The organism is Pikeienuella piscinae, assembly GCF_011044155.1.
Classification (GTDB): Bacteria; Pseudomonadota; Alphaproteobacteria; order Rhodobacterales; family Rhodobacteraceae; genus Pikeienuella; species Pikeienuella piscinae.
The window spans coordinates 907609-929632 of sequence record NZ_CP049056.1; the positions used below are offsets into that span (position 1 = coordinate 907609).

Below are 22024 nucleotides of genomic sequence, written 5' to 3' on the forward strand. Positions count from 1 at the left end.
GACGCAGCTCATTGCGCCGCCGACGGCCGGGACGCGCCGACTGCGGCGCCCTGCGCAGCCGGTTCAGACAGCGATCAGGTGATTGTCGAATTCGATCCGGTGACGGGCCGCGCGCAGCAGCGCGCCATCGGCCGCGCGACCGGCCCAGATTCCCCGTCCGGTCGTCGTCGCGAAACCCCGTTCGAACGCGGCGACGCCGCAGATATCCGCGGCCGCAACCCGGCATGAGCAGGATCCGGTCGCCGCGTCGAAGATCAACGCGGTTCCGCCGCGCGGCGAAGTGATCGCGACTTCGTCCCCCGTGGCGTCGATGGCGACGCTGCCGACATAGCCGCTCATCGAGGCCCAGTCGCGAAGGCGCGCGTCCGCCCAGATCAGCTCGCGGCCCGGCCGATGCAGGGCGAGAAGCGGGGGCGCCGACGCCTCGTCGCCCTGCCACTGCGCGCCGACGGCGACGAGGTCGCCCGCCACCGCGAGATGGCGGAGCGAGTTCAGCCTCAGCTCTTCGGGCGGCTCGACGATATTGCGGATCGCGCCATCCTTTGTCGAAAGCCACGCCAGATTCGGCCGCATCGTCGGAATGTTCAACTTGGCCCGGCCCGATTCCGGATGCGTTCGAATTCCGCCATTGGCGATCACGAGAGCGCCCCCGCCCCCGACCAGCTTCACGTCATGCGGCCCGATCCCGCCGGACGGCGTCTCTCCAATCCGGCGGAACCCGGTGGCGGCGTCCCAGACCCCGATCCGCCCTTCGCCGCTCTCATAGGCGTTCTCGGTGGTGTAGAGCGTCGCGCCATCGGCGGAGAACGCGCCGTGGCCGTAAAAATGCCGCCCCTCCGGCGAATGAAGACGGGCGAGCTCCTCGCCCGTCGCACAGTCCAGCACCAGCGCGAAATCGCCGGGCCGGCGGGCGAAGGCGACCGCGATCGTCTGACTCGGATGCGCGGCGGCGGCGTGGCCCCGCCCCGGAAGCGCGAGGCGGAACGCCTCTTCGCCCTCGCCATCGATTCCGATCAGCGCGTAGCTCTGGTCGGGCAGGCGCGCGGAGGAAAGGAACCGGGCGCCGCCAAGCCCGGCCCAGCCAGCGGCGGGGGCCGCCGCGCCGAGCGCCAGGCCACCAAGCCCGGCCAGCGCGGCGCGGCGTGTCTGTCCGCTCCCCACGGTCAATCTCCATCCGTCGCGTTGAAGCCCTGCGCGACGCCAAGCGCGACGCCAAGCCCGGCCGCGACCGTGTCATGCAGCGAATGAACGGCGCCCCGCAGCGCATCAATCCTGATGCGCCGGCCGGGGTCGCCGACCGCCTCCGTCAAGGGCTCGGGCGCCGCCGCCGCGCTCTTCTCCGCATAGTCGAAGGCGGAGCGGATCGGCGCGTCGTCGGCGTCGGTCAACGCAGGGGCGAACACCGTCTCGTACATCCCGTCAACAGCCGCCAGCGAGAGCCGGATATTGCGTAGCGAACGACCGGAGCGCCAGGCCTCCGCCCGGCGCGGATGCGGCGCCCGTAGCGTGCCGAGCGGGCGGTCGAGCCGAAGGTCGAGCGTCGCGCGCAGGCCCGCGAGCGCGGCCTTGTAAAGCGCCTGCGTCGGCTCCGCCGCGCCCAGATAGACGACGTTGTCCTCCGCGCCGGCGGAGCGGAAAAGCGCGGCGTAGCCGTCCCGCCATGCGGAAAGAATTTCACCGGATGTCCGCGCCATGTCGTGAGCGATCGCCACAGTGAGCCGGCATCGATACTCGGCGGCGCCTGCGACGGAGATCTCCGGATCGAAAAGCAGGAAATCGAGCGCGAAGAGGCCCTTTCCCGCGACCGAGGTTTCAGCAAAGGCGTCCGGGTCGTCGACCGAGGGATCCTCCGCCGCGATCAGGCGGCGAAGAGTCTTCGGCGTATATCCTTTCGCGTCGGGCCAGAAGGCGATGGAGAATAGCCTGCCCTCCGCCTCCGCCGGACCGAAGGAAAGATGGCTGACGCCCATCCAGGCGTCGAACGCGGCATGATAGGCGCCGATCGTCGTCTCCGCGTCGCAGGTCTTCGCGGCGCCCTCCAGCGCTGTCGCGGCGGCGAGAAGCCGCTCGTAACCCGGCAGGATATGGGCGGTCACCGCCCGCTCCGCCAAAGCCCGGTGGTCGACCTCCGCCGCAGCTGAGGGTGCGGCGGGACCCGCAAGGAAAAGCGCGAGAATGAGAACGACGCGACGCATCAAAGAGACTCCAGGAACCTGATGAGCGCAGCGCGGTCGGCTTTCGGCATCGTCGTCACCGCATCGCGCGCCGTCTGCGCCTCGCCGCCATGCCAGAGGATGGCCTCCAGAAACCCGCGCGCGCGCCCGTCATGAAGGAAATATTCATGGCCGTTGACCGTCCGGGTCAGACCGACGCCCCAGAGCGGCGCCGTCCGCCATTCCCGGCCGGTGGCGCGGCCTTCGGGATAACCGTCCGCCAGCCCTTCGCCCATGTCGTGCAAGAGAAGATCGGTATAGGGCCAGATCAGCTGAAAGCTCTGCGCCGGCTGATCGACCAACCGGTCGGTGACGAATTTCGGCCGGTGGCAGGCGGCGCAACCGGTCTCGTAGAAAACCCGCTTGCCGCGCAGCACCTCCGGATCATCCACATCGCGCCGGGCCGGAACGGCGAGGTTGCGGCTGTAGAATGTGACCAGCTCCAGCCCCTCCTCACCGATCTCGAAGCCGTCGTCACGCGCGTCGCCGCCGTGAGGCGCCTTACGGCAACGTGTCTGCGCCGCCGTGCAGTCCCCCCACCCCTCGGGATGAAGCGGGGTGGAAATTCCAAGATCGGCGGCGAAGGCGGCGGCGGCCTGCTCGCGGATCGTCGCCTTGCCGGCCTTGTAGCCGAACCGGCCGACCCGCACGGCGTTCCATTCGGTCGACCAGGCGATCTGCGGCTTGCCGGAAATACCGTCGCCGTCAGAATCGTCAGGGTCGGCCCAGGCGAGGATATCCGCCTCCGGTATCGCCTCCAGCAACCCGAGCCCGATCATCTGCGGCGCGACGCGGGGCGACAGGGCGGCGGCGGCGCCGAGCGGCCCGTAGGCCGGGTCGGCGACGTTGTAGGTCGGACGGCGAAGATGCGCGACCTCGCCGCCGGAAAGGGGCACCTCGATCTCTTCATAGCCGACCTCGACGCGCCCTTCCGCCGCCTGGCCCTGAATGCCGAGATCCTGCACCTGTCCGCCATAGACCGGATGCGGCGCGGTCGGCGCATAATCCAGATAGCTCGCGAGTTCCGCGCGCAGCGCCGCGCGCTCGACCGGGACCGAGATCTTCAGCGCGAACGAGACCGCGTCGCCGGCCGCAGCGTCCGGCGGGTGGCCGCGCCCGTCCTTCAGATGGCAATGCTGACAGGCGCGCGCGTTGAAGAGCGGGCCCAGCCCGTCGGAGGCGAGCGTGGAAGACGGCGCGGAGACCCAGAGCTTCCGGAAGAGGCCGTTGCCGACCTTGAAATCCAGCTCACGCGCGAAGGGCATCGAAGGCGAGAAATGCGAGTACGCGTCCGCGTTCAGCCGCTTTTGCGAGGTGGCGGCGCCGGCTGGCAGCCGTTCGAACCGCTCCGGCCCGCTGAAGTCGGAGGTTGGTCGGGTGACGGCTTCAATGCGCGCGCGCTCGGCGTCGGTGCGCGGGACGATGTGCAGATAGGCCCGCTCGCCGCCCGCCAGCGGGGCGGCGATGGAAGCGGCGACGACGAAGCTCGCAAGGATCACGATGCCGCGCGGGGGCCGATGCATCAGCGGGACTCACTCGACTGCATATTGCTGATCGTTATACTCGGAAAAGCGCAGGAACCAGCCTCCGACAGCGCCGGGCCGCGCGGCCCGGCGGAAATGACGCACCGGACAGCTTCAGAATCCGAACTCATAGACAAGAAGCGCGCCGACGGTGTGGCTCTCAACGCCGCCTTCATCGCCATAGCGATAGCCGGCGCCGACGCTCAGGCCCTCAGCGATCTCGTATTCCGCCGAGACCGTGGCGAGATGATCGGTCGACGCGTGCTGGACATCGCGAAGCGAGTAGACGCCGGAAAGCGTGACCGGCCCGACCGGCGCAGCCAGTCCGAGGGCGCCGTAGACGGCGCTATCGCTCGACCCGTCGAAATTCGGGAAATACGCGAATTCGCCAAGCATCTCGACACCGCTTCCGCCGATCGGCGCGCTCGCTCCGGCGACGAAGCCGTATTCGTCCTTCGCATCGCCGACGCCTTCGGCCTGTCGGCGGAAACCGAGATTGTAGGTGAACCCATCCGCTTCCCCGGCGAGCGAAACGACAAAGCTCTCCGGCGCGTCGGTGTTGGAGACGCCCCCATCGCTCTCGTCGAGATTTCCGCGATTGGAGAAGAGGCTGTCCGAGAAGATCGTGCGATCGGCCATGTAGGCGGCGATGGTGAATGCGGCGTCGCCGCCGCCAAGCTCGAACGGAATCTCGATGGCCGCGCCGAGCTTCTCGGTCAGTTCGTAATCCTCGGCGAAGTCGGCCCCGTAGAGCCCCGGCGCAGCGTCCCAGGCGAAGCCGAAGGCGGGGTCATACTTGCCGGCGAGCGCGGCGGCGGGCCCGAAATCGCGCCGGAAGTAAAGCTCCTCCATGTAGAGGCCCTGATCCTCGAACTCCCGGTCGTCATTCGGGCCGGGGTCGCGGATCGGTTCGAACACCAGTGTGGTGTTGAGGCTGGTGGAGGCGGAGAACTCCAGCGAAAGCGCCGCTTCCGTGGTGTTGTAGAGGTCGTTGATCTCCGCCGTCTTGTCGTCGCTATCGAAGGTGTAATCGTCCTCCACCTCGATCGCGACGCCGCCTGTCAAGCGCGGGTAGGATGGCGCGCGCGTCGCCTGCGCTTCCGCTTCCTCGCCTTTGGCGAGCGCCCCGGAATCGACCGTGCCGAGCGGGGCTTCCGTCGCCGTCTGCTGCGCGCTTGCGGGCTGCGGAGCGCCAACGAAAGACACGGGAAGAATGCACAGCGCCGACAGCGCCATCGGGCGGAATCGCCCGTTGCGGTTGTTGTTCACCTTAGATTGTCCTTGGTTGTTGTCGGCCGGCTGCGGATCTGGCTGCGACGTTGTGATCGCCGCGCGGAGCGGCGCTCCGCGCGGCGCTTTTCAAGCGCGCTTCTATTGAAACACGGCGTCGGGGTTATCGAGGCTGTCCGAGCCTTCGAACGCGATGGGATTGAGGGCGAGCGCCTCAACCGCGCGTTCGACGCCGCGGGTCTGCGTGATAAGCGCATCGACCGCGCCCATGATCAGGGCCTCGCCCTCGGCGTCGCCGGCTTTCAGCATCTGATCGTAGGCCTTGCCGGCCTCCGCCACCGTCTTGATCGCGCCGAGCGCGGCCATGGTCCGGTCCAGATCGCGGCGAATTCCGGCATCGACATCCGGCGCCGCCGCCGCGACGAGATCGGAAACCGAGGGACCGCTCACCACGCGCCCGTCAATCCGCACATAGCGGCCGGTATAGACGTTCCGGACGCCAAGCCCGTCATAGTAGTGGCTGTTGTGCGTGTTATCGGAAAAGCAGTCATGCTCCTCTTCGGGATCGTTCAGCATCAGGCCGAGGCGCATCCGCTCTCCGGCCTGCTCGCCATAGGAAAGGCTCCCCATGCCGGTCAGGATGGCGCTGATGCCCGAATCGGGATTCGCGGTGACTTCGGCCCGCGCCTCGCCGCCCTCGGCCCAAGCGGCGGTCATCCATTCGAGATCGGAGATCAGCAGCGCCGTCGCCGCCTTGAGATAGGCCCCGCGCCGATCGCAATTGCCGTTCGTGCAGGCGTCGCCGGTCGCGTAATCCGTCCAGGGCCGGTCGCCTGCGCCGGCGTCGGTTCCGTTCAGATCCTGCCCCCAGAGCAAAAACTCGATCGCGTGGTAGCCGGTGGCGACATTGGCCTCGACGGCGCCCGCCTCCTGCAAGGTCCCTTCAAGGAGCGCCGGCGTTATGTTCGCCGCGTCGATCGCCTCACCGCCGATCATGATCGAGGCGTTGGCGACGACATTGAGCGCGGCGGCCGGATTCTCATCCGTCGCGCCGCCGTAGCTGGCGTCGACATAGTCGATGAGGCCTTCGTCCAGCGGCCACGCGTTCACCTTGCCCTCCCATGCGTCGACGATCGGATTGCCGAAGCGAAAGACCTCGGTCTGCTGATAGGGCACCCGCGCGGCGCGCCACGCGGATTTCGCCGCCTGAAGCGCCTCGGCCGACGGCGCGCCGACCAGCGCATCGACCGCCGAGGACAAGCGGCGCGCGGAAATCAGACTGTCTTCATAGCCGGCATGGGCGATGTCGGCGTACGTCTTGAGAACATCCGTCTTTTCCGACGCCGCAAACGCAGCGCCGGCGATCGTGAATGACGCCGCCAATGCGAGCGATATCGTTTTCATTGCAAATTGCCTCCTTGCTTCCCCGCAGGCGCGTCGATGACTCGCCCTTCCGCGCCCCCCATATACCTGATTGATAGGATCGGAAATAGAAACGGAGTGAAATTATCAGGATTGACATGACCTAGTGTTTTAGTCAGGTTTTGGGGCGTCGACCCAGACACGAACAGCAGACGCCCCGGATCGAGAGAGCGAGACCGAAATGCAGGTGCAAGAGAAGACTTCAACCACGCCCGACTCCCAAACCATTTGCACAGACAAGCTGACGCTTCTTTCCGAATACGCGGTCGCCGGCGAACGGGAGCCGTGCGGATTGAGCGTCGAGTGGCTGATGGATCAACTCACCAACAACGGAGACCGTTCATGATCAGCGCAACCCTCACCCGCGCCGCCCCCCTTCCGGATCCCCGCCTCGCATCTGGCGAGGAGACACATCCGCCGGCCTATGACGCGCGCGGTCTCACGGATGCGGGCGGCAAGGCCGCGCTGGTCCTCGACGGGCAGGTCTACACGCTCCGCATCACCAGGCAGGGCAAACTCCTGCTGACGAAATGACGGCGCGCGGCGGCGCGCCCGTCGGACGTCTGGAGGAGTTGCCGGATATCGAGGCCGCCGCGGTGCTCTTTCTGCGGTTCTGGCGAACCGGCGCGACGACGCGGGAGCCGGCGAAGGCCGATTTCCACGCGTCCCTCGGCCAGGCCGCGGGAGAGCAGGCCGCAGCGACGACGGCGGCGCTTGTGGATATGATCGAGCGCCATGGCCGCCGGCCGCTGGTCCATCATGCGCCGGGCTGCCGGCATGTCGGCGGCGACGAGGCGGCGTTCGCCAACCTTGTCGCAGCGGCCGCCGCCGGCCAGCGCGAGGATGCTATTCTTTTCGCCACGCTGATCTTTCGCACCGACATGGCCTTCGTCGCCGCTGGACTGGCCGCGCGTTTCGGTCAGTTCCTGATGCGCATGACCGCCCGGCGCCGCGCCGTGGAGATCGGCTTCTCCGCACCCCGCGACCGGGTGCTGCATTAGCCGGCCCGCCGCAGCGGGCCCGGACTCGTCATCCAATTCACACGGCGTCTCTCCGGGCTGGACGGCGGCCCGGCGCGACGCCCGCCCCGCCTTGCGCCTTGCCCGCAGAGCGCAAAACGCTTAATCGGGAAGCAATGATAAAAGCCGAGCGGAGACAAGCTGATGGGTGCGAACGCAGGGTTCATGGCCGGGAAGCGCGGGCTGATCATGGGCGTCGCCAACCAGAGATCCATCGCTTGGGGCGTCGCGGAGGCCTGCGCCGAGGCGGGGGCGGAGCTCGCCTTCACCTTCCAGGGCGAAGCGCTGGAGAAGCGGGTCCGCCCGCTCGCCGCCTCTCTCGGCTCCGAGATCGTTCTTCCCTGCGACGTCTCAGACTCCGACTCGATCGACGCGGTCTTTCGGGAAGTTGACGCGAAATGGGGCCGGCTCGACTTTCTTCTTCACGCCATCGCCTATTCCGACAAGACGGAGCTGACCGGGCGCTATGTCGACACTTCGGCGGCGAACTTCGCGCTTTCGATGAACATTTCCTGTTACAGTTTCACCGCCATCGCCCAGCGCGCCGAGAAACTGATGACGGATGGCGGCGCCATGCTGACTCTCACCTATTACGGCGCCGAGAAGGTGATGCCGCATTATAACGTCATGGGGGTCGCCAAGGCGGCGCTTGAGGCGTCCGTCCGCTACATGGCGATGGATCTCGGGCCGCGGAACATTCGCGTCAACGCGCTCTCCGCCGGCCCGATGAAGACGCTGGCGGCCTCCGGGATCGGAGATTTCCGCTATATCCTGAAGTGGAACGAGCTGAACTCGCCCCTGCGCCGCAATGTGAGCCAGGAGGATGTCGGCAAGGCCGGGTTCTATCTGCTTTCCGACCTTTCCTCCGGCGTCACCGGCGAATGCCACCATGTCGATTGCGGCTATCACGTCGTCGGCATGAAGGCGGAGGATGCGCCCGATATCGACGTCGCGGCGGACCGCAAGCGATGATCGAGCGCCTTCCCCACGAAAAGGGCTTCCACATCTCGTGGGATCAGATCCATCGCGACTCCCGCGCGCTGGCGTGGCGGCTGGAACAACAGGGTCCGCTCGCCGGCGGGGCGTGGAAGGCGGTTGTGGCGATCACCCGCGGCGGCATGGTCCCAGCCTGCATCATCGCGCGGGAATTGAACGTGCGGGTCGTGGATACGATCAGCGTGAAATCCTACGACAACCAGACCCAGGAAGCGACCGAGGTTCTGAAAAGCCCTGACCCCGTGATGATGGGCGACGGCGAAGGGGTGCTGGTGATCGACGATCTCGTCGACAGCGGTAAGACGCTAGAGGTCGTGCGCGCGCTCTATCCGAAGGCGCATTTCGCCACCGTCTACGCCAAGCCCAAGGGGCGGCCGATGGTCGACAGCTTCATCACCGAAGTGAGCCAGGACACCTGGATATTCTTTCCCTGGGACATGGCGCTTCAGTATGTCGAGCCCTATCGCGGAGTCTGAATCCGGCTCCGGTTTGCATCCGACGGTACGCCGCTGTTACGCTCCCCTCCATCGAGCCGTCGTCATTTCTGCGACAGGCCACGGAAAACGGTCGGCGGCTGTCGACTAGGAGCGATATATGTTCAGGAAAATACTAACGCCGGTGGACCTCGCCCATCTGGGAGCTCTCGACCGCGCGCTGGAAGTGTCTGCAGACATGGCCAAACGCCACGGAGCCGAAATCGTCTATGTCGGCGTCACCACGCAGGCGCCGAGCGCGGTGGCGCGCACGACCGAAGAGTATGAGCGCAAGCTATCCACCTTCGCCGCAACCGAGGGCGAGAAACACGGATGCAAGACCTCCGCGCACATGGTCGTCAGCCACGATCCCGCTATCGACCTCAACATCAACCTGATGCGGGCGACCGAAGAGATCGGCGCCGACCTCATCGTCATGGGCACGCATATTCCCGGTCTCGCCGAGCATGTCTGGGCGTCGCATGGCGGAGCCGTCGCCTCGCACGCCGGGGTGTCGGTATTTCTGGTCCGCGGCTGAGCGTGCATTCGATGACGAATAGACAAATGATCCGCACAGTGGAGGGGTATTCATGAGCGACGCTTCAGATGCGCATACGGGCATCCCGCTTCCCGAAGGCGTGGCCGATCTGATCGATACCGATTACACGATCGGCCAGAACAACGTCGACGGCAAACTCGGGCCGTTCGGCTTCGATATTCACAACCCGGTATTCATGATCTCCGGCGTCAGCATCGTCGCCTTCGTGTTCTATACGCTGGCTTTGCCGGAGCAGTCCGGCGCGGCGTTCAGCTGGCTGTTCTCGGCCGTGACCAAGGGGTTCGACTGGTTCTTCATCGGCGCGGCGAACATCTTCGTGCTGCTCTGCCTCGGGCTGATCGTCTCACCGCTCGGCAATGTGCGGCTGGGCGGAGCCGATGCGACGCCCGATTACAGTTACATCGGCTGGTTCGCCATGCTCTTCGCCGCCGGCATGGGCATCGGATTGATGTTCTACGGCGTCTCAGAGCCCTTAAGCCATTTCTCGTCTTCGATGGGCGGACCGGTTTCCGAAGGCGGCGCGCGAACCGACTGGGCGCCGCTCGGCGGCGCGGCGGGCAACGAGGCGGAGGCGATCCGGCTCGGCTTCGCCGCGACGATCTTCCACTGGGGCCTGCATCCCTGGGGGATCTACGCGATCGTCGCGCTCGCGCTCGCACTCTTCACGTATAACAAGGGGTTGCCGCTGACGATCCGCTCGGCCTTCTACCCGATCCTGGGCGAACGGGTCTGGGGCTGGTGGGGCCATATCATCGACACGCTCGCGGTCTTCGCGACGCTGTTCGGCCTCGCCACTTCGCTCGGCTTCGGCGCGACGCAGGCGAACGCCGGGCTGAACGAGCTGTTCGGCATCCCGGTCGGCTCGGCGACCGAAGTCATACTGATCTCCGCCATCACCGCCGTCGCGCTGATCTCGGTGCTTCGCGGACTCGATGGCGGCGTCAAGGTCCTCTCGGAGATCAATATGGGGCTGGCGTTCCTGCTCCTTATCTTCGTGCTGCTCGCCGGGCCGACGGTCGCGATCCTGACTGGGTTCGTCGATTACCTCGTGGCTTATGTCGAGTATCTGCCGGCGCTGGCCAATCCGATCGGGCGCGAGGACGTGAACTTCTCGCAGGGCTGGACCTCGTTCTACTGGGCCTGGTGGATCTCCTGGTCGCCCTTCGTCGGCATGTTCATCGCCCGAGTCAGCCGGGGCCGGACGGTGCGCGAGTTCCTGATCTGTGTTCTGCTGATCCCGTCGCTGGTCTGCGTGCTCTGGATGAGCGTCTTCGGCGGCGTGGCGGTCCTGCAGGTCGTCCAGGATGGCTACACCGCCGCCCAGGACGCGGCGCTGGAGCTGAAGCTCTTCAAGATGCTGGACCAGCTGCCGCTGGCCTCGATCACATCGATGATCGGGATCGTGCTGGTGATCGTCTTCTTCGTCACCTCGTCGGATTCCGGCTCACTGGTGATCGACACGATCACGGCGGGCGGCAAGGTCGACGCGCCGGTGCCGCAGCGGGTCTTCTGGTGCGTCTTCGAAGGGGCGGTCGCGATCGTCCTTCTGCTTTCAGCCGGCGGCCTCGCCTCGCTCCAGTCGATGGTGATATCGACCGGGCTGCCCTTCACCATCGTGCTGCTGCTGATGTGCTGGGCGATCGTGAAAGGCCTGATAAGCGAACGGCGCGCCTGACGATCGGTAGAGGCGGCGCGCCGTCTCTACCGCCCGCGGAAAAGCCCCCCGAGAACGCCCCGCACGAGGCTCCGGGTGATCTGGCTCGAAGCGGTGCGCACGACCTGTTTGACCAGCGCCTCGCCAACGCTGTCGGAGCGCGACGACCGGCGGCGCGCAGGCTTCGGCGCGACAGCCGGCTTGTATCGGCGGGCCGAGCGATACTCGGGCTCCTCGCGCCAGCGGGGCGCCTCGTCGGCCCCGCGATAGGCTCGCCCTCCCCCGCTGCGCCGACCGCCATACGAGCGGTCGTCGCCCTCGTCGGAGCCGGCCGCCTCCTCGGCCGCGCGCGCGGCTTCCTCCGCCGCCGCCTTCAGCCGCTCGTATGCGCTCTCACGATCCACCGCCGCCTCGTACTTGCCGGCGACCGGCGACGCGTCGAACGCCCGCGCCTTTCCCTCCACGGTCGCCGGCCCGAGGCGGGAGGACGGCGGGCGGATCAGCGTCCGCTGGACGACCGAGGGCGCCCCCTTCTCCATCAGCGTCGAGACAAGCGCCTCGCCCGTCCCCAGCTGCGTAATCGCATCCTCGGTGTCGAAGGCGTCGTTCGGGCGGAATGTCTCCGCCGCCGCCTTCAGCGCCTTCCGGTCGCGCGGCGTGTAGGCGCGGAGCGCGTGCTGCACCCGGTTGCCGAGTTGGCCGAGGATATCGTCGGGCACGTCGGCGGGGTTCTGGCTGATGAAATAGACGCCGACGCCCTTGGATCGGATCAGCCGCGCCACCTGCTCCACCTTGTCGACAAGGGCCTTCGGCGCGCCGTCGAAAAGCAGATGCGCCTCATCGAAAAAGAATACGAAAACCGGCTTGTCCGGGTCTCCGACCTCGGGCAGTTCCTCGAAAAGCTCGGAAAGCAGCCAGAGGAGGAACGTCGCGTAGAGCCGCGGGGCGCGCATCAGCCGGTCCGCCGCAAGTATGTTGATGCGCCCGCGCCCATCCTGCGCGGTTCCGATCATGTCGACGAGTTCGAGCGCCGGCTCGCCGAACAGGCCCGCGCCCCCCTCGCCTTCCAGCACCAGAAGCCGGCGCTGGATCGCGCCGACCGTGGCTGTCGCGATATTGCCATAGCGGAGCGAAAGCTCCTTCGCCCGCTCGCCGATATGGACCAGCATCGACTGCAGGTCCTTCATGTCGATCAGGAGCAGACCCTCCTCGTCAGCGACGCGAAAGACGATATTCAACACGCCCTCCTGCGCTTCGCTGAGTTGCAGAAGCCGGGCGAGCAGCAGCGGACCCATTTCGGTGATCGTCGTGCGGACCGGATGCCCCGCCTCACCAAAAAGATCCCAGAAGACCGTGGGAAAGGCGTCGTAGCCGAAATCGTCGAAGCCGATCGATTCAGCCCGCTTCACGAACGCATCGTGCAGCTTTGCGTCCGGCGAGCCCGCTTCGCAGAGGCCCGAAAGATCGCCCTTCACGTCGGAGAGGAAAACCGGAACCCCGGCGGCGGAGAAGCTCTCCGCCAGAATCTGCAATGTGACCGTCTTGCCGGTTCCGGTCGCGCCAGAGATCAGTCCGTGCCGGTTGGCGTAGCGAAGCAGGATCGCCTGAGCCTCTTTCCTGGAGGAGCCGCCGCCGCCGATGAATATCCGGTCAGTCTCAACCATATGCCCGCCCCCATCACGCCCTGTGCTGCTTTGCACATCATTGATTAACCCAGTGGCGTCAGAGTGAATAGGCGGGCGGGTCAATTCGGTAGCGTTGCCGAGGGGACCGCCCGCGCTCCTCCCTGTCGAACTGACCGCGCTCAGGCGCGGTCTTTTTTTGGCTCGGCGATCACTCTTCGATAGAACTAGCGACGGTCGGAAAGGATGAGAGTCAAGGGCCCGAATCTGGGGCCGATCTATTATTTTCCGTTGACGATAAGTAGGACTCCGCATAGCGTCGCCTTCCAGAACTTGCCACGGCCGGTTCGACAGGGAGAGAGAAGAGACGGACAGTCTCGCAGGAAGGGCGCTCGCGAGGGCGCCTTTTCTTTGTCAGCACCGATCACGCCGCCGTGAGGTTACGACACATTGAATTCGACACGCGCACCGACCATCACTCGCGAGAACGATTCGCGCGCCTCGGGCGCAAAACTGACAAGGAACCGCCAAAAGTGCTTCGCAAACTCTTCGCCGCTCTTATCACCGCTGTTCTGGGCTTCGCGCCGTTCGTCGCCACCGCGCAGGATCAGGAGCAGCCGAACACGACGTTGAAAGCGACCAATGGCGCTTGGGAGATTCGCTGCAGCGTCCCGAAACCGGACGCCTGCATCATGACGCAGGTCGGCAATCGGGACGACGGGAAAGCGGTGCTCCGCGTCGCGCTCCGCAAGATGGATGGCGCCAAGGGCCCGAATGGCGAACCGATCGCCGCAGTGCTCCAGATCGACGCGCCGATCGGCGTTCTGCTGCCGGCGGGTGTGGAAGTGAAAATCGACGGCCGTGAAATCGGGCGGGCCGCGTTTCAGGTGTGCGATGGGCGCGCTTGCATCGCGAGCGAACCGGTCGCCAAGGAATTCGTCGACCAGATGAAGGGCGGCGTCAAGGCGGTGATGACGATCATGGCCGTGAACGGCGAAAAGGCCGACGTTCAGATCTCGCTCGAAGGGTTCACCAAGAGCTTCAATTCGCTCTGAGCGTCAGGCCGCGCTTCTGAAGGCGAGCACCGCGTTCAGCCCGCCAAATGCGAATGAATTGGACAGCGCGGCGCGCACGACGCGCTCGCGCGCCGTGCATGGCGTGACGTCGAGCGCGCAAGCCGGGTCCGGCTCTTCGTAGTTGATCGTCGGAGGGATCACGCCCTCGTCCAGCGCCATGAGGACCGCCGCCGCCTCCAGCGCCCCGGCGGCGCCAATGCAGTGGCCATGCATCGATTTGGTCGACGAGACCGAGAGCCGCCCCGCCGCCGCGCCGAGAACTTCGCGGATCGCCGCGCATTCTGTCCGGTCATTCGCTGCGGTCGCGGTGCCGTGAGCGTTGATATAGTCGACCTCTTCAGGCGTCATTTCGGCATCGTTCAGCGCCGCGCGCATCGCCCGCGCCGCGCCGTCGAGACTGGGCGTTACGATATCCAGCGCGTCGGCCGACATGCCGAAACCGGCGATCTCGCCCCAGATGCGCGCGCCGCGCGCCTTCGCGCGACCCATCTCCTCCAGCACCAGCACCGCGGCGCCCTCTCCCTGAACCATGCCGGAGCGGTTCTTCGAAAACGGCCTGCACGCCTCGCGCGACATCACCCGCAGGCCTTCCCACGCCTTGATCACGCCAAAGAACAGCGGCGCCTCGGCCCCGCCTGTCAGCATCACGTCGGAAACACCGGAGCGCACCATCTGGAACGCCTGCCCGATCGCGTGGTTCGAGGAGGAGCAGGCGGTCGAGACCGTCCAGCTTGGCCCGCGAAGGCCGTAGGACATGGAGATCTGGCTCGTCCCGGCGTTGGTCATCAGCCTGGGCACGACGAACGGATGGATCCGGTTCTTTCCGTCCTGAAACACCGCGCGGTAATTGGCGTCCACCGTCTCCATGCCGTTGAGCGCGGTGCCCATGACGACGCCCGCCCTGAGCGCCTCCTCGTCGCTCAGCTCCAGCCTGGAATCCGCGACCGCCTCAGCCGCCGCGGTCAGCGCCATCTGCGTCGTCCGGTCGAACAGGCTGAGCTCCTGCCGGTCGAAGCGCACGGCGCCGTCGAACGCCTTGGCCTGGGCGCCGATACGCACCGAAAGCCGCTCGACATCAGTGATTTCCAGCGCAGACACGCCGTTCCGGCCCTCACGGAGGGCTTCGAGATGCGCCGGCCTGTCTAGCCCGAGCGCGGAAACGACGCCGACACCAGTGACGGCGACCCGACGGGACATGTGATTCAGCCTTTCGCCGCGACCAGTTGTTTCACGGCCGCGACGATCTTCGCGACCGAAGAGATGTCGAAATCCGACGCGTCCGGCTCATTCGCATTGAAGGGCACGGAGATGTCAAACCCTTCCTCGATGGCGAAGACGATCTCGACCAAGGCGAGGCTGTCGAGCCCGAGCTCCTCGGGCGTGGCGTCGAGACGAATCTCGTCGCTCGGGAGGAGCGCCTGCTCGGCGATAATATCGATGACCTTCCGGGCGGTCTCGTCGGTCATTGCACGTTCCCCAGGCTGCCTCGCTCCGCTCTTTACAACCTACCCCCCGCCGCGAAAAGGTCGAAAGGTCGGCGACGACGCGCACCGTCAGAGTGAACGCCTCACTGAGCGACGCCCGCGGCGCGAAGCGCGGCGAGAACCCGCGCGTCGCGGCCATAGATATCGCCGCGGAACTGCGCCCGTCCTTCGTCATCGACCCAGGCGGTCCGATAGCCGAGATGAACCGGCACGGGCGTGTCCAGCCGGACCGTCGTCTCGCGCCCGCTCGCCAGAACCCGGTCGATCAGCGCGTCCGGATTCGGCTCCTGCAGTTCGAGCAGCGCCATCGCCAGCCGCATCGGGTCCTGCACCCGGATGCAGCCATGGCTGAAGGCGCGGGCGTCCTTCGCGAACAGCCGTTTCGACGGCGTATCGTGAAGGTAGATCGACCAACGATTGGGAAACATGAACTTGACCCGGCCAAGCGCGTTGCCGCCGCCCGGGTTCTGCTTCACCGCGAACGGGAAATCGGCGGCTGAATAGAGCGTCCAGTCCGTGAAAGCCGGATCGGGCGTCTGATAGCCGTCGCGCGATACGAGCCGCATGTTCTTCTTCGAGAGATATTCCGGATCTTCCTGCAGCGCGGGCAGAATCTCCTTGGACGCAATGCTCCGCGGCACGTGCCAGACCGGATTGAAAACGAGATGCGTCATCTCGTCTGAGAATTCCGGCGTGCGGTGGCGACGCGAGCCGACGACCACGCGCTCGGCGAACAGCGTCGCGCCATCATCGATCAGCCGCACGGTGAAGTCGGCCTGGTTCACCTCGATATGGCGCTTTCCGAGCGGCCTGTTGACCCAGCGGAGCCGCTCCAGATTGACCTCGACCTGGCCGATCCGCTCGTCGATGCCGGCGTTCATCGCCTCCAGCGTGCGGGCGCCGATGACGCCGTCGTCATTCAGCCCGTGACGGCGCTGAAAAGCGCGAACGCTGGAGACCAGAGCCTGATCATAGATAGCGGGATCGTGAAGCGCGGCGGCCTCGGGATCTTCGACATGATCGCCGAGTGCGACGAGGCGAGCGCGCGCCGCAGCGACGCGCGGCCCGGACTCGCCCGGCCGGATCGAGGCGCCGCCCGGCGTGGGCGCACCCCACGCATCGGGCGTCAGCGCGCGCAGCCGGGCGAGCAGATCGACCAAGCGCGCGTAATCCGGATGTGCGGGCGCCAGCGTCCGCAGAACCGGCTCCAGCGCGCCCGCAGCCGCTACGCGGTCGAGCAGCAGCGCCTCGTCCAGCACCGGCGGGGTCACGTGAATGTCGCGATCGACCGCGCCCGGCTCCAGCACGCCATAGGAAAGATCGTCGGCATAGGTGAGGAAGGCGCGGGTCAGCGCCAGTTCGGCGACCGCGACAAGCGCCGAGTCGCCGCCGGCGGCCGCGTCCACGGCCGCGCGAAGCGCGCCGGTATGATATTTTCCGTCCGGAAGCCCGTGCGCACCCGCGCTCTCCAGCGCCGCGAGCAGCGCGCGCGCGCGCTGATCATCGCCCGCCGGACCGATCCAGAGGCCGCGATACGCGGTATCCTGATAATGGTCCTGCGCCGCGCCCTCGGCGCCCCCGGAGCCCGCCAGCGCCAGCTTCAGCGCGGCGCCGTGCGGCCCCACCGCCGACGCGGTCGTTTCCGACTGGCCCACCGCGGCGGCGGAAAATGGCGAAATGCCAAAGAAAATCGCGGCTGCGACAATAACGCGCATATTGTGGCTATTTCTGGACACTGTTGCTCCAACACTACAATTGCGAATCCCTGTCTGCAAATTAGCGCTCCGTTCGGTTCTAACCATGCCTATCCCGTGCGGCGTTGAAAGTTTCGAACACAAAGTGTGAAAAAAGCCGCACCGAAATGGCTTTGAGACCCTGCCTGCGCCCACACCAAGGCGAAATCGCGCCTGCCTCGTGCAGCGAAACTGCAACTTGCCCGGTGTCCGCGTTCAGGAGACATTCACTTCCAGAGAGTAATGAATTCGGCGTCTTAAGCTGAATCGTTCAGAACGGACCGAGGACAGAGTGACAGATATCACAGAGAAGAGCGCGACCCTCTCGCGCCGCAGCACTTTTGGGTTGTTCGTCGGAGCAGCGGCGTTCATCTCAGCCCCGAAAGCCTTCGCCGCTCCGGCTGTCCTGAAAGGCGCCGGCGATATCCGCAGGGTGCACCTGAGCAATCCGCGCACCAGTGACAAGCTCAATTGCGTCTACTGGGTCGAGGGCGAATACATCCCCGAAGCCAAGGCGGAGATCGACTTCATCCTCCGCGACTGGCGGGAAAACCTTGTGATCGATTACGATCTCAGGGCGCTCGACATCCTTGCGGCGACCTATCGCCTTCTCGATACGAACGAGCCGTTGAGCGTCGTCTCCGGCTATAGGAGCCCTGTGACCAATGCGCTTCTTCGCAAGCGCAGCCGCGGCGTCGCGCGCGACAGCTACCACACCAAGGGCATGGCGATCGACATCCAGATGAAGAGCCGGTCCGCCGTCCAGATCCGGCGCGCCGCGCACAGGATCGACGCCGGCGGCGTCGGCGGCTATCGCACCTTCACCCATATCGACAGCGGGCCGGTGCGGTCCTGGGGACGCGCCTGACGCGCATCCCATCGTTTCTGTCCTGAAGAGAGCCCGGCTTCACGCCGGGTTTTTCTTGTTCTCGCCGTGATGTGGTCATGATCTGAAAACGAGATCACGCGCGGATCGTTCCGTCCCCGTCCACCAGGTATTTGAAACTCGTGAGCTGCATCGCGCCGACCGGGCCGCGGGCATGCATCTTTCCGGTGGCGATGCCGATCTCCGCGCCCATGCCGAACTCTCCCCCATCCGCAAACTGGGTCGAGGCGTTCCGGATCAGGATCGCGCTGTCGAGCCGGGTGAAGAACCGCGTGGCCGCCGCGTCATCCGCCGTGACGATGCAGTCCGTATGCTGCGAGCCGTAGCGCCGGATATGCGCGATCGCGCCGTCCACCCCGTCCACCACCCGCGCGGCGATGATCATGTCGAGGAACTCGTGGCCGAAATCATCGGCGGCGGCGGGAACGACGCCGGGCAGCGCGGCGAGTTCCGCATCGCCCCGCACCTCCACGCCGGCGGCGACGAGATCGGCGACCAGCGTCGCGCCGAGATCCGCAAGGATCGCGCGGTCGATCAGCAAGCACTCGGCGGCGCCGCAGATCCCGGTGCGGCGGGTCTTGGCGTTGAGAACGACGGCCCGCGCCTTCGCGGCGTCCGCTCCGGCGTCGACATAGACGTGACAGATCCCCTCGAGATGCGCGAAGACCGGCACACGCGCCTCACGCTGCACCAGCCCGACGAGACCCTTGCCCCCGCGCGGCACGATCACGTCGATCCATTCCGGCGCGCTCAGCATCGCGCCGACGAACGCGCGGCTTCGCGTCGGCGCGATCTGCACCGCCGCCTCGGGCAGGCCGGCGGCGCGGAGCCCGTCAACAAGGCAGGCGTGAATCGCGATGGTCGAGTTGAAGCTCTCCGAACCGCCGCGCAGGATCGCGGCGTTGCCGGATTTGAGACACAGCCCGCCGGCGTCGGCGGTGACGTTCGGCCGGCTTTCATAGATCACGCCGACGACGCCGAGCGGGGTGCGAACCCGGCGAATATGAAGCCCGTTCGGCCGGTCCCATTCCGCCATCACTTCGCCCACCGGGTCGGGTTGCGCCGCGACGGCGCGAAGCCCTTCGGCCATCGCCGCGATCCGCTCGGGCGTAAGAAGAAGCCGGTCGAGCATCGCGGGGGAAAGCGCTTTCGCCTCGCCAAACTCCATGTCTTGGGCGTTGGCGGCTTCGATGGCGCCGACGCGACTGTCGATGGCATCCGCCGCCGCCAGCAGCGCCGCCCGCCTGGCCTCGGCGGGCGCGAAGGCCAGCTCGTTCGCTGCCGCCTTCGCCCGTGCGCCGATTTCCGCCATCATCGTCGTCGCATCACGCACATCGCCGTCCATCGGGTCGCTCTCCTTCAGTCCCAGATCACCATGTCGTCGCGATGCGCCATCGTCGAACGCCCGGGATGGCCGAGCGCCGTGACGATCTCCTTCGACCTCCGCCCGGCGATGGCCCGCGCTTCGGCCGCCGAATAAGACGTGAGCGCGACACCGACCGCCGCGCCGGCCTCGGTCGCGATCTGAACCGGGTCGCCGCGGCTGAACGCGCCTTCGACCCCGCGCACCCCCGCCGGCAGCAGCGACTTCCCGCGCCGGAGCGCCGCCGCGGCGCCCGCATCGATCAGCAGCCGCCCTTCGGGCCGCATCGCCGCGATCCACTGCTTGCGCGCGGCTTGCGGGGTCGCCGCCGGCGCGAACCAAGTGGCCTTCGCACCGGCATTCAGCGCGTTCAGCGGCCGGTCCCGGTCGCCAAGAGTGATCGCCATGGCGCAGCCGGCCTTCATCGCCGTTTTCGCCGCGATCAGTTTGGTGCGCATGCCACCGCTCGCGCCGGCCGATCCGACGCCGCCCGCCATCGCCTCGACTTCCGGCGTCAGCTCCGTCACCAGCGGGATCAGGCTCGCCTCGGGGTCGGTGCGCGGATCGGAATCGTAAAGCCCGTCAACATCGGAAAGCAACACCAGCGCATCCGCCCCGACCATCGAGGCGACCTGCGCCGCCAGCCGGTCGTTGTCGCCATAGCGGATCTCGTCCGTCGCCACGGTGTCGTTCTCGTTCACGATCGGGATAACGCCGAAATCCAGGAGCGTCTTCAGCGTGGCGCGGCAGTTGAGGTAGCGGCGCCGGTCGCGGCTGTCGTCGAGCGTCACCAGCACCTGCCCCGCCTTGAGACCGTGTGGACCCAGCGCTTCCTCGTAGGCGCGGGCGAGCCTGATCTGCCCGACCGCCGCCGCCGCCTGCGCCTCCTCAAGCGCCAGCGGCCCCGCCCGGAGGCGAAGCGCCCGGCGACCGAGCGCGATCGAACCGGAGGAGACGATCAGCACCTCCGTCCCGCTTTCCCGCAGCGCCGCCGCATCCGCCGCAAGACCGGCGAGCCAGTCGGCGCGCACTGCGCCGCTCGCGGCGTCGACCAGCAGCGCCGAGCCGATCTTCACCACCACCCGGCGCGCACGCGCGAGCCGCGAGCCGGCGCTCATGGCGTCCATCGCCTGTCCCCATCCTCGACCGCGCCTTCGTCGGCGCGGGCGCGTTCGATCTCGATACGGAGCGCGCGGAGCGCGCCTTCGACGCCCTCGCCGGAGACACCGGAAAGAAGGCGCACGTCGCGCGCGCCCGCGGCCTCCAACGCTTCTCGCTTCTTGGCCACCTCCTCCGCCGAAAGCGCGTCGATCTTGTTCAGCGCGGTGACGCGCGGCTTGTCGGCCAGGCCCGCGCCGTAGGCGTCAAGCTCACCGAGCACCATCGCGTAATCCGCCGCCACGTCCGGCGCGGTCGCGTCGATCAGATGGAGAAGCACGGCGCACCGTTCGACATGGCCGAGGAACCGGTCGCCGACTCCACGGCCCTCATGCGCGCCTTCGATCAGGCCCGGAATGTCCGCCAGCACGAATTCCCGCCCATCGACGCCGACGACGCCGAGCTGCGGGTAGAGCGTGGTGAAAGGATAGTCCGCGATCTTCGGCCGGGCGTTCGAACTCGCCGCGAGAAACGTGGATTTCCCCGCGTTCGGCGCGCCGATCAGCCCGGCGTCGGCGATCAGCTTCAGGCGCAGCCAGATCGTCCGCTCGACCGACGGCTGGCCCGGATTGGCCCGGCGCGGGGCCTGGTTGGTGGAGGTCTTGAAGTGCAGATTGCCGAAACCGCCATTGCCGCCCCGCGCCAGAACCACACGCTGGCCGACCTGGTCGAGATCCGCGATCAGGGTTTCTCCGTCCTCCTCCAGCACCTCTGCGCCGACGGGAACCTTCAGCACCACGTCGGCTCCATCCTTGCCGGTGCGCTGGCGGCCGGAGCCGGGCCGGCCGTTCCCGGCGCGGAAATGCTGCTGGTAGCGATAGTCGATCAGCGTGTTCAGCCCCTCGACCACTTCGACAATCACATCGCCGCCGCGTCCGCCATCGCCGCCATCGGGGCCGCCATACTCCACCAGCGCCTCGCGCCGGAAACTGACGCAGCCGTTTCCGCCCGCTCCGGCGCGGACATAGACCTTGGCGAGGTCGAGGAACTTCATGGCCGCGCCTTTTCGGTGAGATCGAGAGAAAAGAGCCGATGCGGCGTCATCGCGCCTCGGCCCACGGAAAAGAACTCCTCTTCTCCCGTCTCGACGAATCCCGCGTTGATCAAGACATGCGCCGATGCCTCGTTCCCACTCACGACCCGCGCATCGAGGTGCTCTGCGCCCGCCGCCCGCGCCGCGCGGACGACGGCCGCCGCCGCCTCCGACGCGTAGCCGGTGTTCCAGAACGGCGGCCCGACCCAGTAGCCGAGCCGCCGGCGGACCGCATTATCGGCGCCGGGCTTCAGACTGATCACGCCGATGAACTCAGGGCCGTCGATGCGACCGGCGTCCATCACCCAGACATGCTCCGCCGCCCGCATCGCCGCCGCACGCTCGATGAAGGCCTCGGCGGCGCCGGGCGGATAGGGGTGCGGGACATGTTCCAGCATCTCTGCGACGCGCCGGTCGCCAGCATAAAGCGTCATCGGCCCGGAATCGGCCGGGCGCGGTGGACGGAGCGTCAGCCGCTCGGTCTCGATCTTGTCGGGCAGGCGCATTCAATGACCCCCGAAAACGACAAAAGGGCCGACGCGGCGCCGGCCCTTTCGCGAAAATTTCTGTTCGCAGCCAG

At 66.9% G+C, this 22024-nt stretch carries 22 protein-coding genes; 9 read left to right on the plus strand and 13 right to left on the minus strand.

All coding sequences use genetic code 11. The features are described 5' to 3' along the window. Window positions 1-63 precede the first annotated feature (63 nt). The 5 genes from G5B40_RS04320 to G5B40_RS04340 all read right to left on the minus strand — a co-directional run bounded on the left by G5B40_RS04320 (window position 64) and on the right by G5B40_RS04340 (window position 6370). Window positions 64-1161: a DUF1513 domain-containing protein gene (locus G5B40_RS04320; protein WP_246209825.1), complete on the minus strand. Its 1098-nt coding sequence runs from the start codon at window positions 1159-1161 to the stop codon at window positions 64-66. A gap of 2 nt (window positions 1162-1163) precedes the next feature. Then, window positions 1164-2195, minus strand: coding sequence for an imelysin family protein (locus G5B40_RS04325; RefSeq protein ID WP_165095470.1), 1032 nt, complete (start codon window positions 2193-2195; stop codon window positions 1164-1166). After that, window positions 2195-3736 (minus strand): di-heme oxidoreductase family protein, encoded by a 1542-nt coding sequence (locus G5B40_RS04330; RefSeq protein WP_165095473.1) that lies wholly within the window; start codon window positions 3734-3736, stop codon window positions 2195-2197. The genes G5B40_RS04325 and G5B40_RS04330 overlap by 1 nt, the downstream gene beginning before the upstream one ends. A gap of 114 nt (window positions 3737-3850) precedes the next feature. Next, window positions 3851-5005: a hypothetical protein gene (locus G5B40_RS04335; RefSeq protein ID WP_165095476.1), complete on the minus strand. Its 1155-nt coding sequence runs from the start codon at window positions 5003-5005 to the stop codon at window positions 3851-3853. Window positions 5006-5107: 102 nt separating this feature from the next. Beyond that, window positions 5108-6370, minus strand: coding sequence for an imelysin family protein (locus G5B40_RS04340; RefSeq protein ID WP_165095479.1), 1263 nt, complete (start codon window positions 6368-6370; stop codon window positions 5108-5110). A 199-nt stretch (window positions 6371-6569) separates the two neighbouring features. Here G5B40_RS04340 and G5B40_RS04345 point away from each other — a divergent pair, with 199 nt between their 5' ends. The 7 genes from G5B40_RS04345 (at window position 6570) to G5B40_RS04375 (ending at window position 11110) form a co-directional block, all read left to right on the plus strand. Continuing rightward, complete coding sequence (locus tag G5B40_RS04345; RefSeq protein WP_165095482.1) at window positions 6570-6734, plus strand: hypothetical protein; 165 nt, start codon at window positions 6570-6572, stop codon at window positions 6732-6734. Beyond that, window positions 6731-6922 carry a hemin uptake protein HemP gene (hemP, locus tag G5B40_RS04350; protein WP_165095485.1) on the plus strand — a complete coding sequence of 64 codons (192 nt, stop codon included), beginning with the start codon at window positions 6731-6733 and terminating at the stop codon, window positions 6920-6922. The genes G5B40_RS04345 and hemP overlap by 4 nt, the downstream gene beginning before the upstream one ends. Further along, entirely contained in the window at window positions 6919-7389 is a 471-nt protein-coding gene (locus tag G5B40_RS04355; RefSeq protein WP_165095488.1) for a hypothetical protein, read from the plus strand. The genes hemP and G5B40_RS04355 overlap by 4 nt, the downstream gene beginning before the upstream one ends. A 162-nt stretch (window positions 7390-7551) precedes the next feature. Beyond that, window positions 7552-8379, plus strand: a complete 828-nt coding sequence (gene fabI / locus G5B40_RS04360; RefSeq protein WP_281350552.1) for an enoyl-ACP reductase FabI — start codon at window positions 7552-7554, stop codon at window positions 8377-8379. Then, the gene (gene gpt / locus G5B40_RS04365; RefSeq protein WP_165095491.1) at window positions 8376-8879 is read left to right on the plus strand and encodes a xanthine phosphoribosyltransferase; all 504 of its coding nucleotides are present in this window, start codon (window positions 8376-8378) and stop codon (window positions 8877-8879) included. Before fabI ends, gpt begins: the two co-directional genes overlap by 4 nt. Before the next feature lie 118 nt (window positions 8880-8997). Beyond that, a complete protein-coding gene (locus G5B40_RS04370) occupies window positions 8998-9414 on the plus strand; it encodes a universal stress protein (protein ID WP_165095493.1) in 417 nt (138 codons plus the stop codon). Window positions 9415-9466: 52 nt separating this feature from the next. Then, on the plus strand, window positions 9467-11110 hold the full coding sequence (locus tag G5B40_RS04375; RefSeq protein ID WP_165095496.1) for a BCCT family transporter: 1644 nt from the start codon (window positions 9467-9469) through the stop codon (window positions 11108-11110). 26 nt (window positions 11111-11136) lie between these two features. Here the strand turns inward: G5B40_RS04375 and G5B40_RS04380 are convergent, their stop codons facing one another. Then, a complete protein-coding gene (locus G5B40_RS04380) occupies window positions 11137-12753 on the minus strand; it encodes a helicase HerA-like domain-containing protein (protein WP_165095499.1) in 1617 nt (538 codons plus the stop codon). Between the two features lie 491 nt (window positions 12754-13244). Here G5B40_RS04380 and G5B40_RS04385 point away from each other — a divergent pair, with 491 nt between their 5' ends. Continuing rightward, entirely contained in the window at window positions 13245-13766 is a 522-nt protein-coding gene (locus G5B40_RS04385; RefSeq protein WP_165095501.1) for an invasion associated locus B family protein, read from the plus strand. 3 nt (window positions 13767-13769) lie between these two features. On the opposite strand, the gene G5B40_RS04390 is transcribed toward G5B40_RS04385, so the two are convergent. The 3 genes from G5B40_RS04390 to G5B40_RS04400 form a co-directional block, all read right to left on the minus strand. Then, the gene (locus G5B40_RS04390; protein ID WP_165095504.1) at window positions 13770-14984 is read right to left on the minus strand and encodes a beta-ketoacyl-[acyl-carrier-protein] synthase family protein; all 1215 of its coding nucleotides are present in this window, start codon (window positions 14982-14984) and stop codon (window positions 13770-13772) included. Window positions 14985-14989: 5 nt separating this feature from the next. Then, window positions 14990-15253 (minus strand): acyl carrier protein, encoded by a 264-nt coding sequence (locus tag G5B40_RS04395; protein ID WP_165095506.1) that lies wholly within the window; start codon window positions 15251-15253, stop codon window positions 14990-14992. Between the two features lie 101 nt (window positions 15254-15354). Continuing rightward, window positions 15355-17046: a L,D-transpeptidase family protein gene (locus tag G5B40_RS04400; protein WP_165095509.1), complete on the minus strand. Its 1692-nt coding sequence runs from the start codon at window positions 17044-17046 to the stop codon at window positions 15355-15357. 250 nt (window positions 17047-17296) lie between these two features. Here G5B40_RS04400 and G5B40_RS04405 point away from each other — a divergent pair, with 250 nt between their 5' ends. Further along, window positions 17297-17872: a YcbK family protein gene (locus tag G5B40_RS04405; RefSeq protein WP_246209704.1), complete on the plus strand. Its 576-nt coding sequence runs from the start codon at window positions 17297-17299 to the stop codon at window positions 17870-17872. A 94-nt stretch (window positions 17873-17966) separates the two neighbouring features. On the opposite strand, the gene G5B40_RS04410 is transcribed toward G5B40_RS04405, so the two are convergent. Genes G5B40_RS04410 through G5B40_RS04425 form a run of 4 tightly spaced genes read right to left on the minus strand, consistent with a single transcriptional unit; the run spans window position 17967 to window position 21950 of the window. Then, window positions 17967-19235 carry a glutamate-5-semialdehyde dehydrogenase gene (locus G5B40_RS04410; protein ID WP_165095512.1) on the minus strand — a complete coding sequence of 423 codons (1269 nt, stop codon included), beginning with the start codon at window positions 19233-19235 and terminating at the stop codon, window positions 17967-17969. Window positions 19236-19249: 14 nt separating this feature from the next. After that, the gene (gene proB / locus G5B40_RS04415; RefSeq protein ID WP_165095514.1) at window positions 19250-20380 is read right to left on the minus strand and encodes a glutamate 5-kinase; all 1131 of its coding nucleotides are present in this window, start codon (window positions 20378-20380) and stop codon (window positions 19250-19252) included. Beyond that, window positions 20368-21405: a GTPase ObgE gene (gene obgE, locus G5B40_RS04420; protein ID WP_165095517.1), complete on the minus strand. Its 1038-nt coding sequence runs from the start codon at window positions 21403-21405 to the stop codon at window positions 20368-20370. Before obgE ends, proB begins: the two co-directional genes overlap by 13 nt. After that, window positions 21402-21950 (minus strand): GNAT family N-acetyltransferase, encoded by a 549-nt coding sequence (locus G5B40_RS04425; protein WP_165095520.1) that lies wholly within the window; start codon window positions 21948-21950, stop codon window positions 21402-21404. Before G5B40_RS04425 ends, obgE begins: the two co-directional genes overlap by 4 nt. Window positions 21951-22024: the final 74 nt, after the last annotated feature.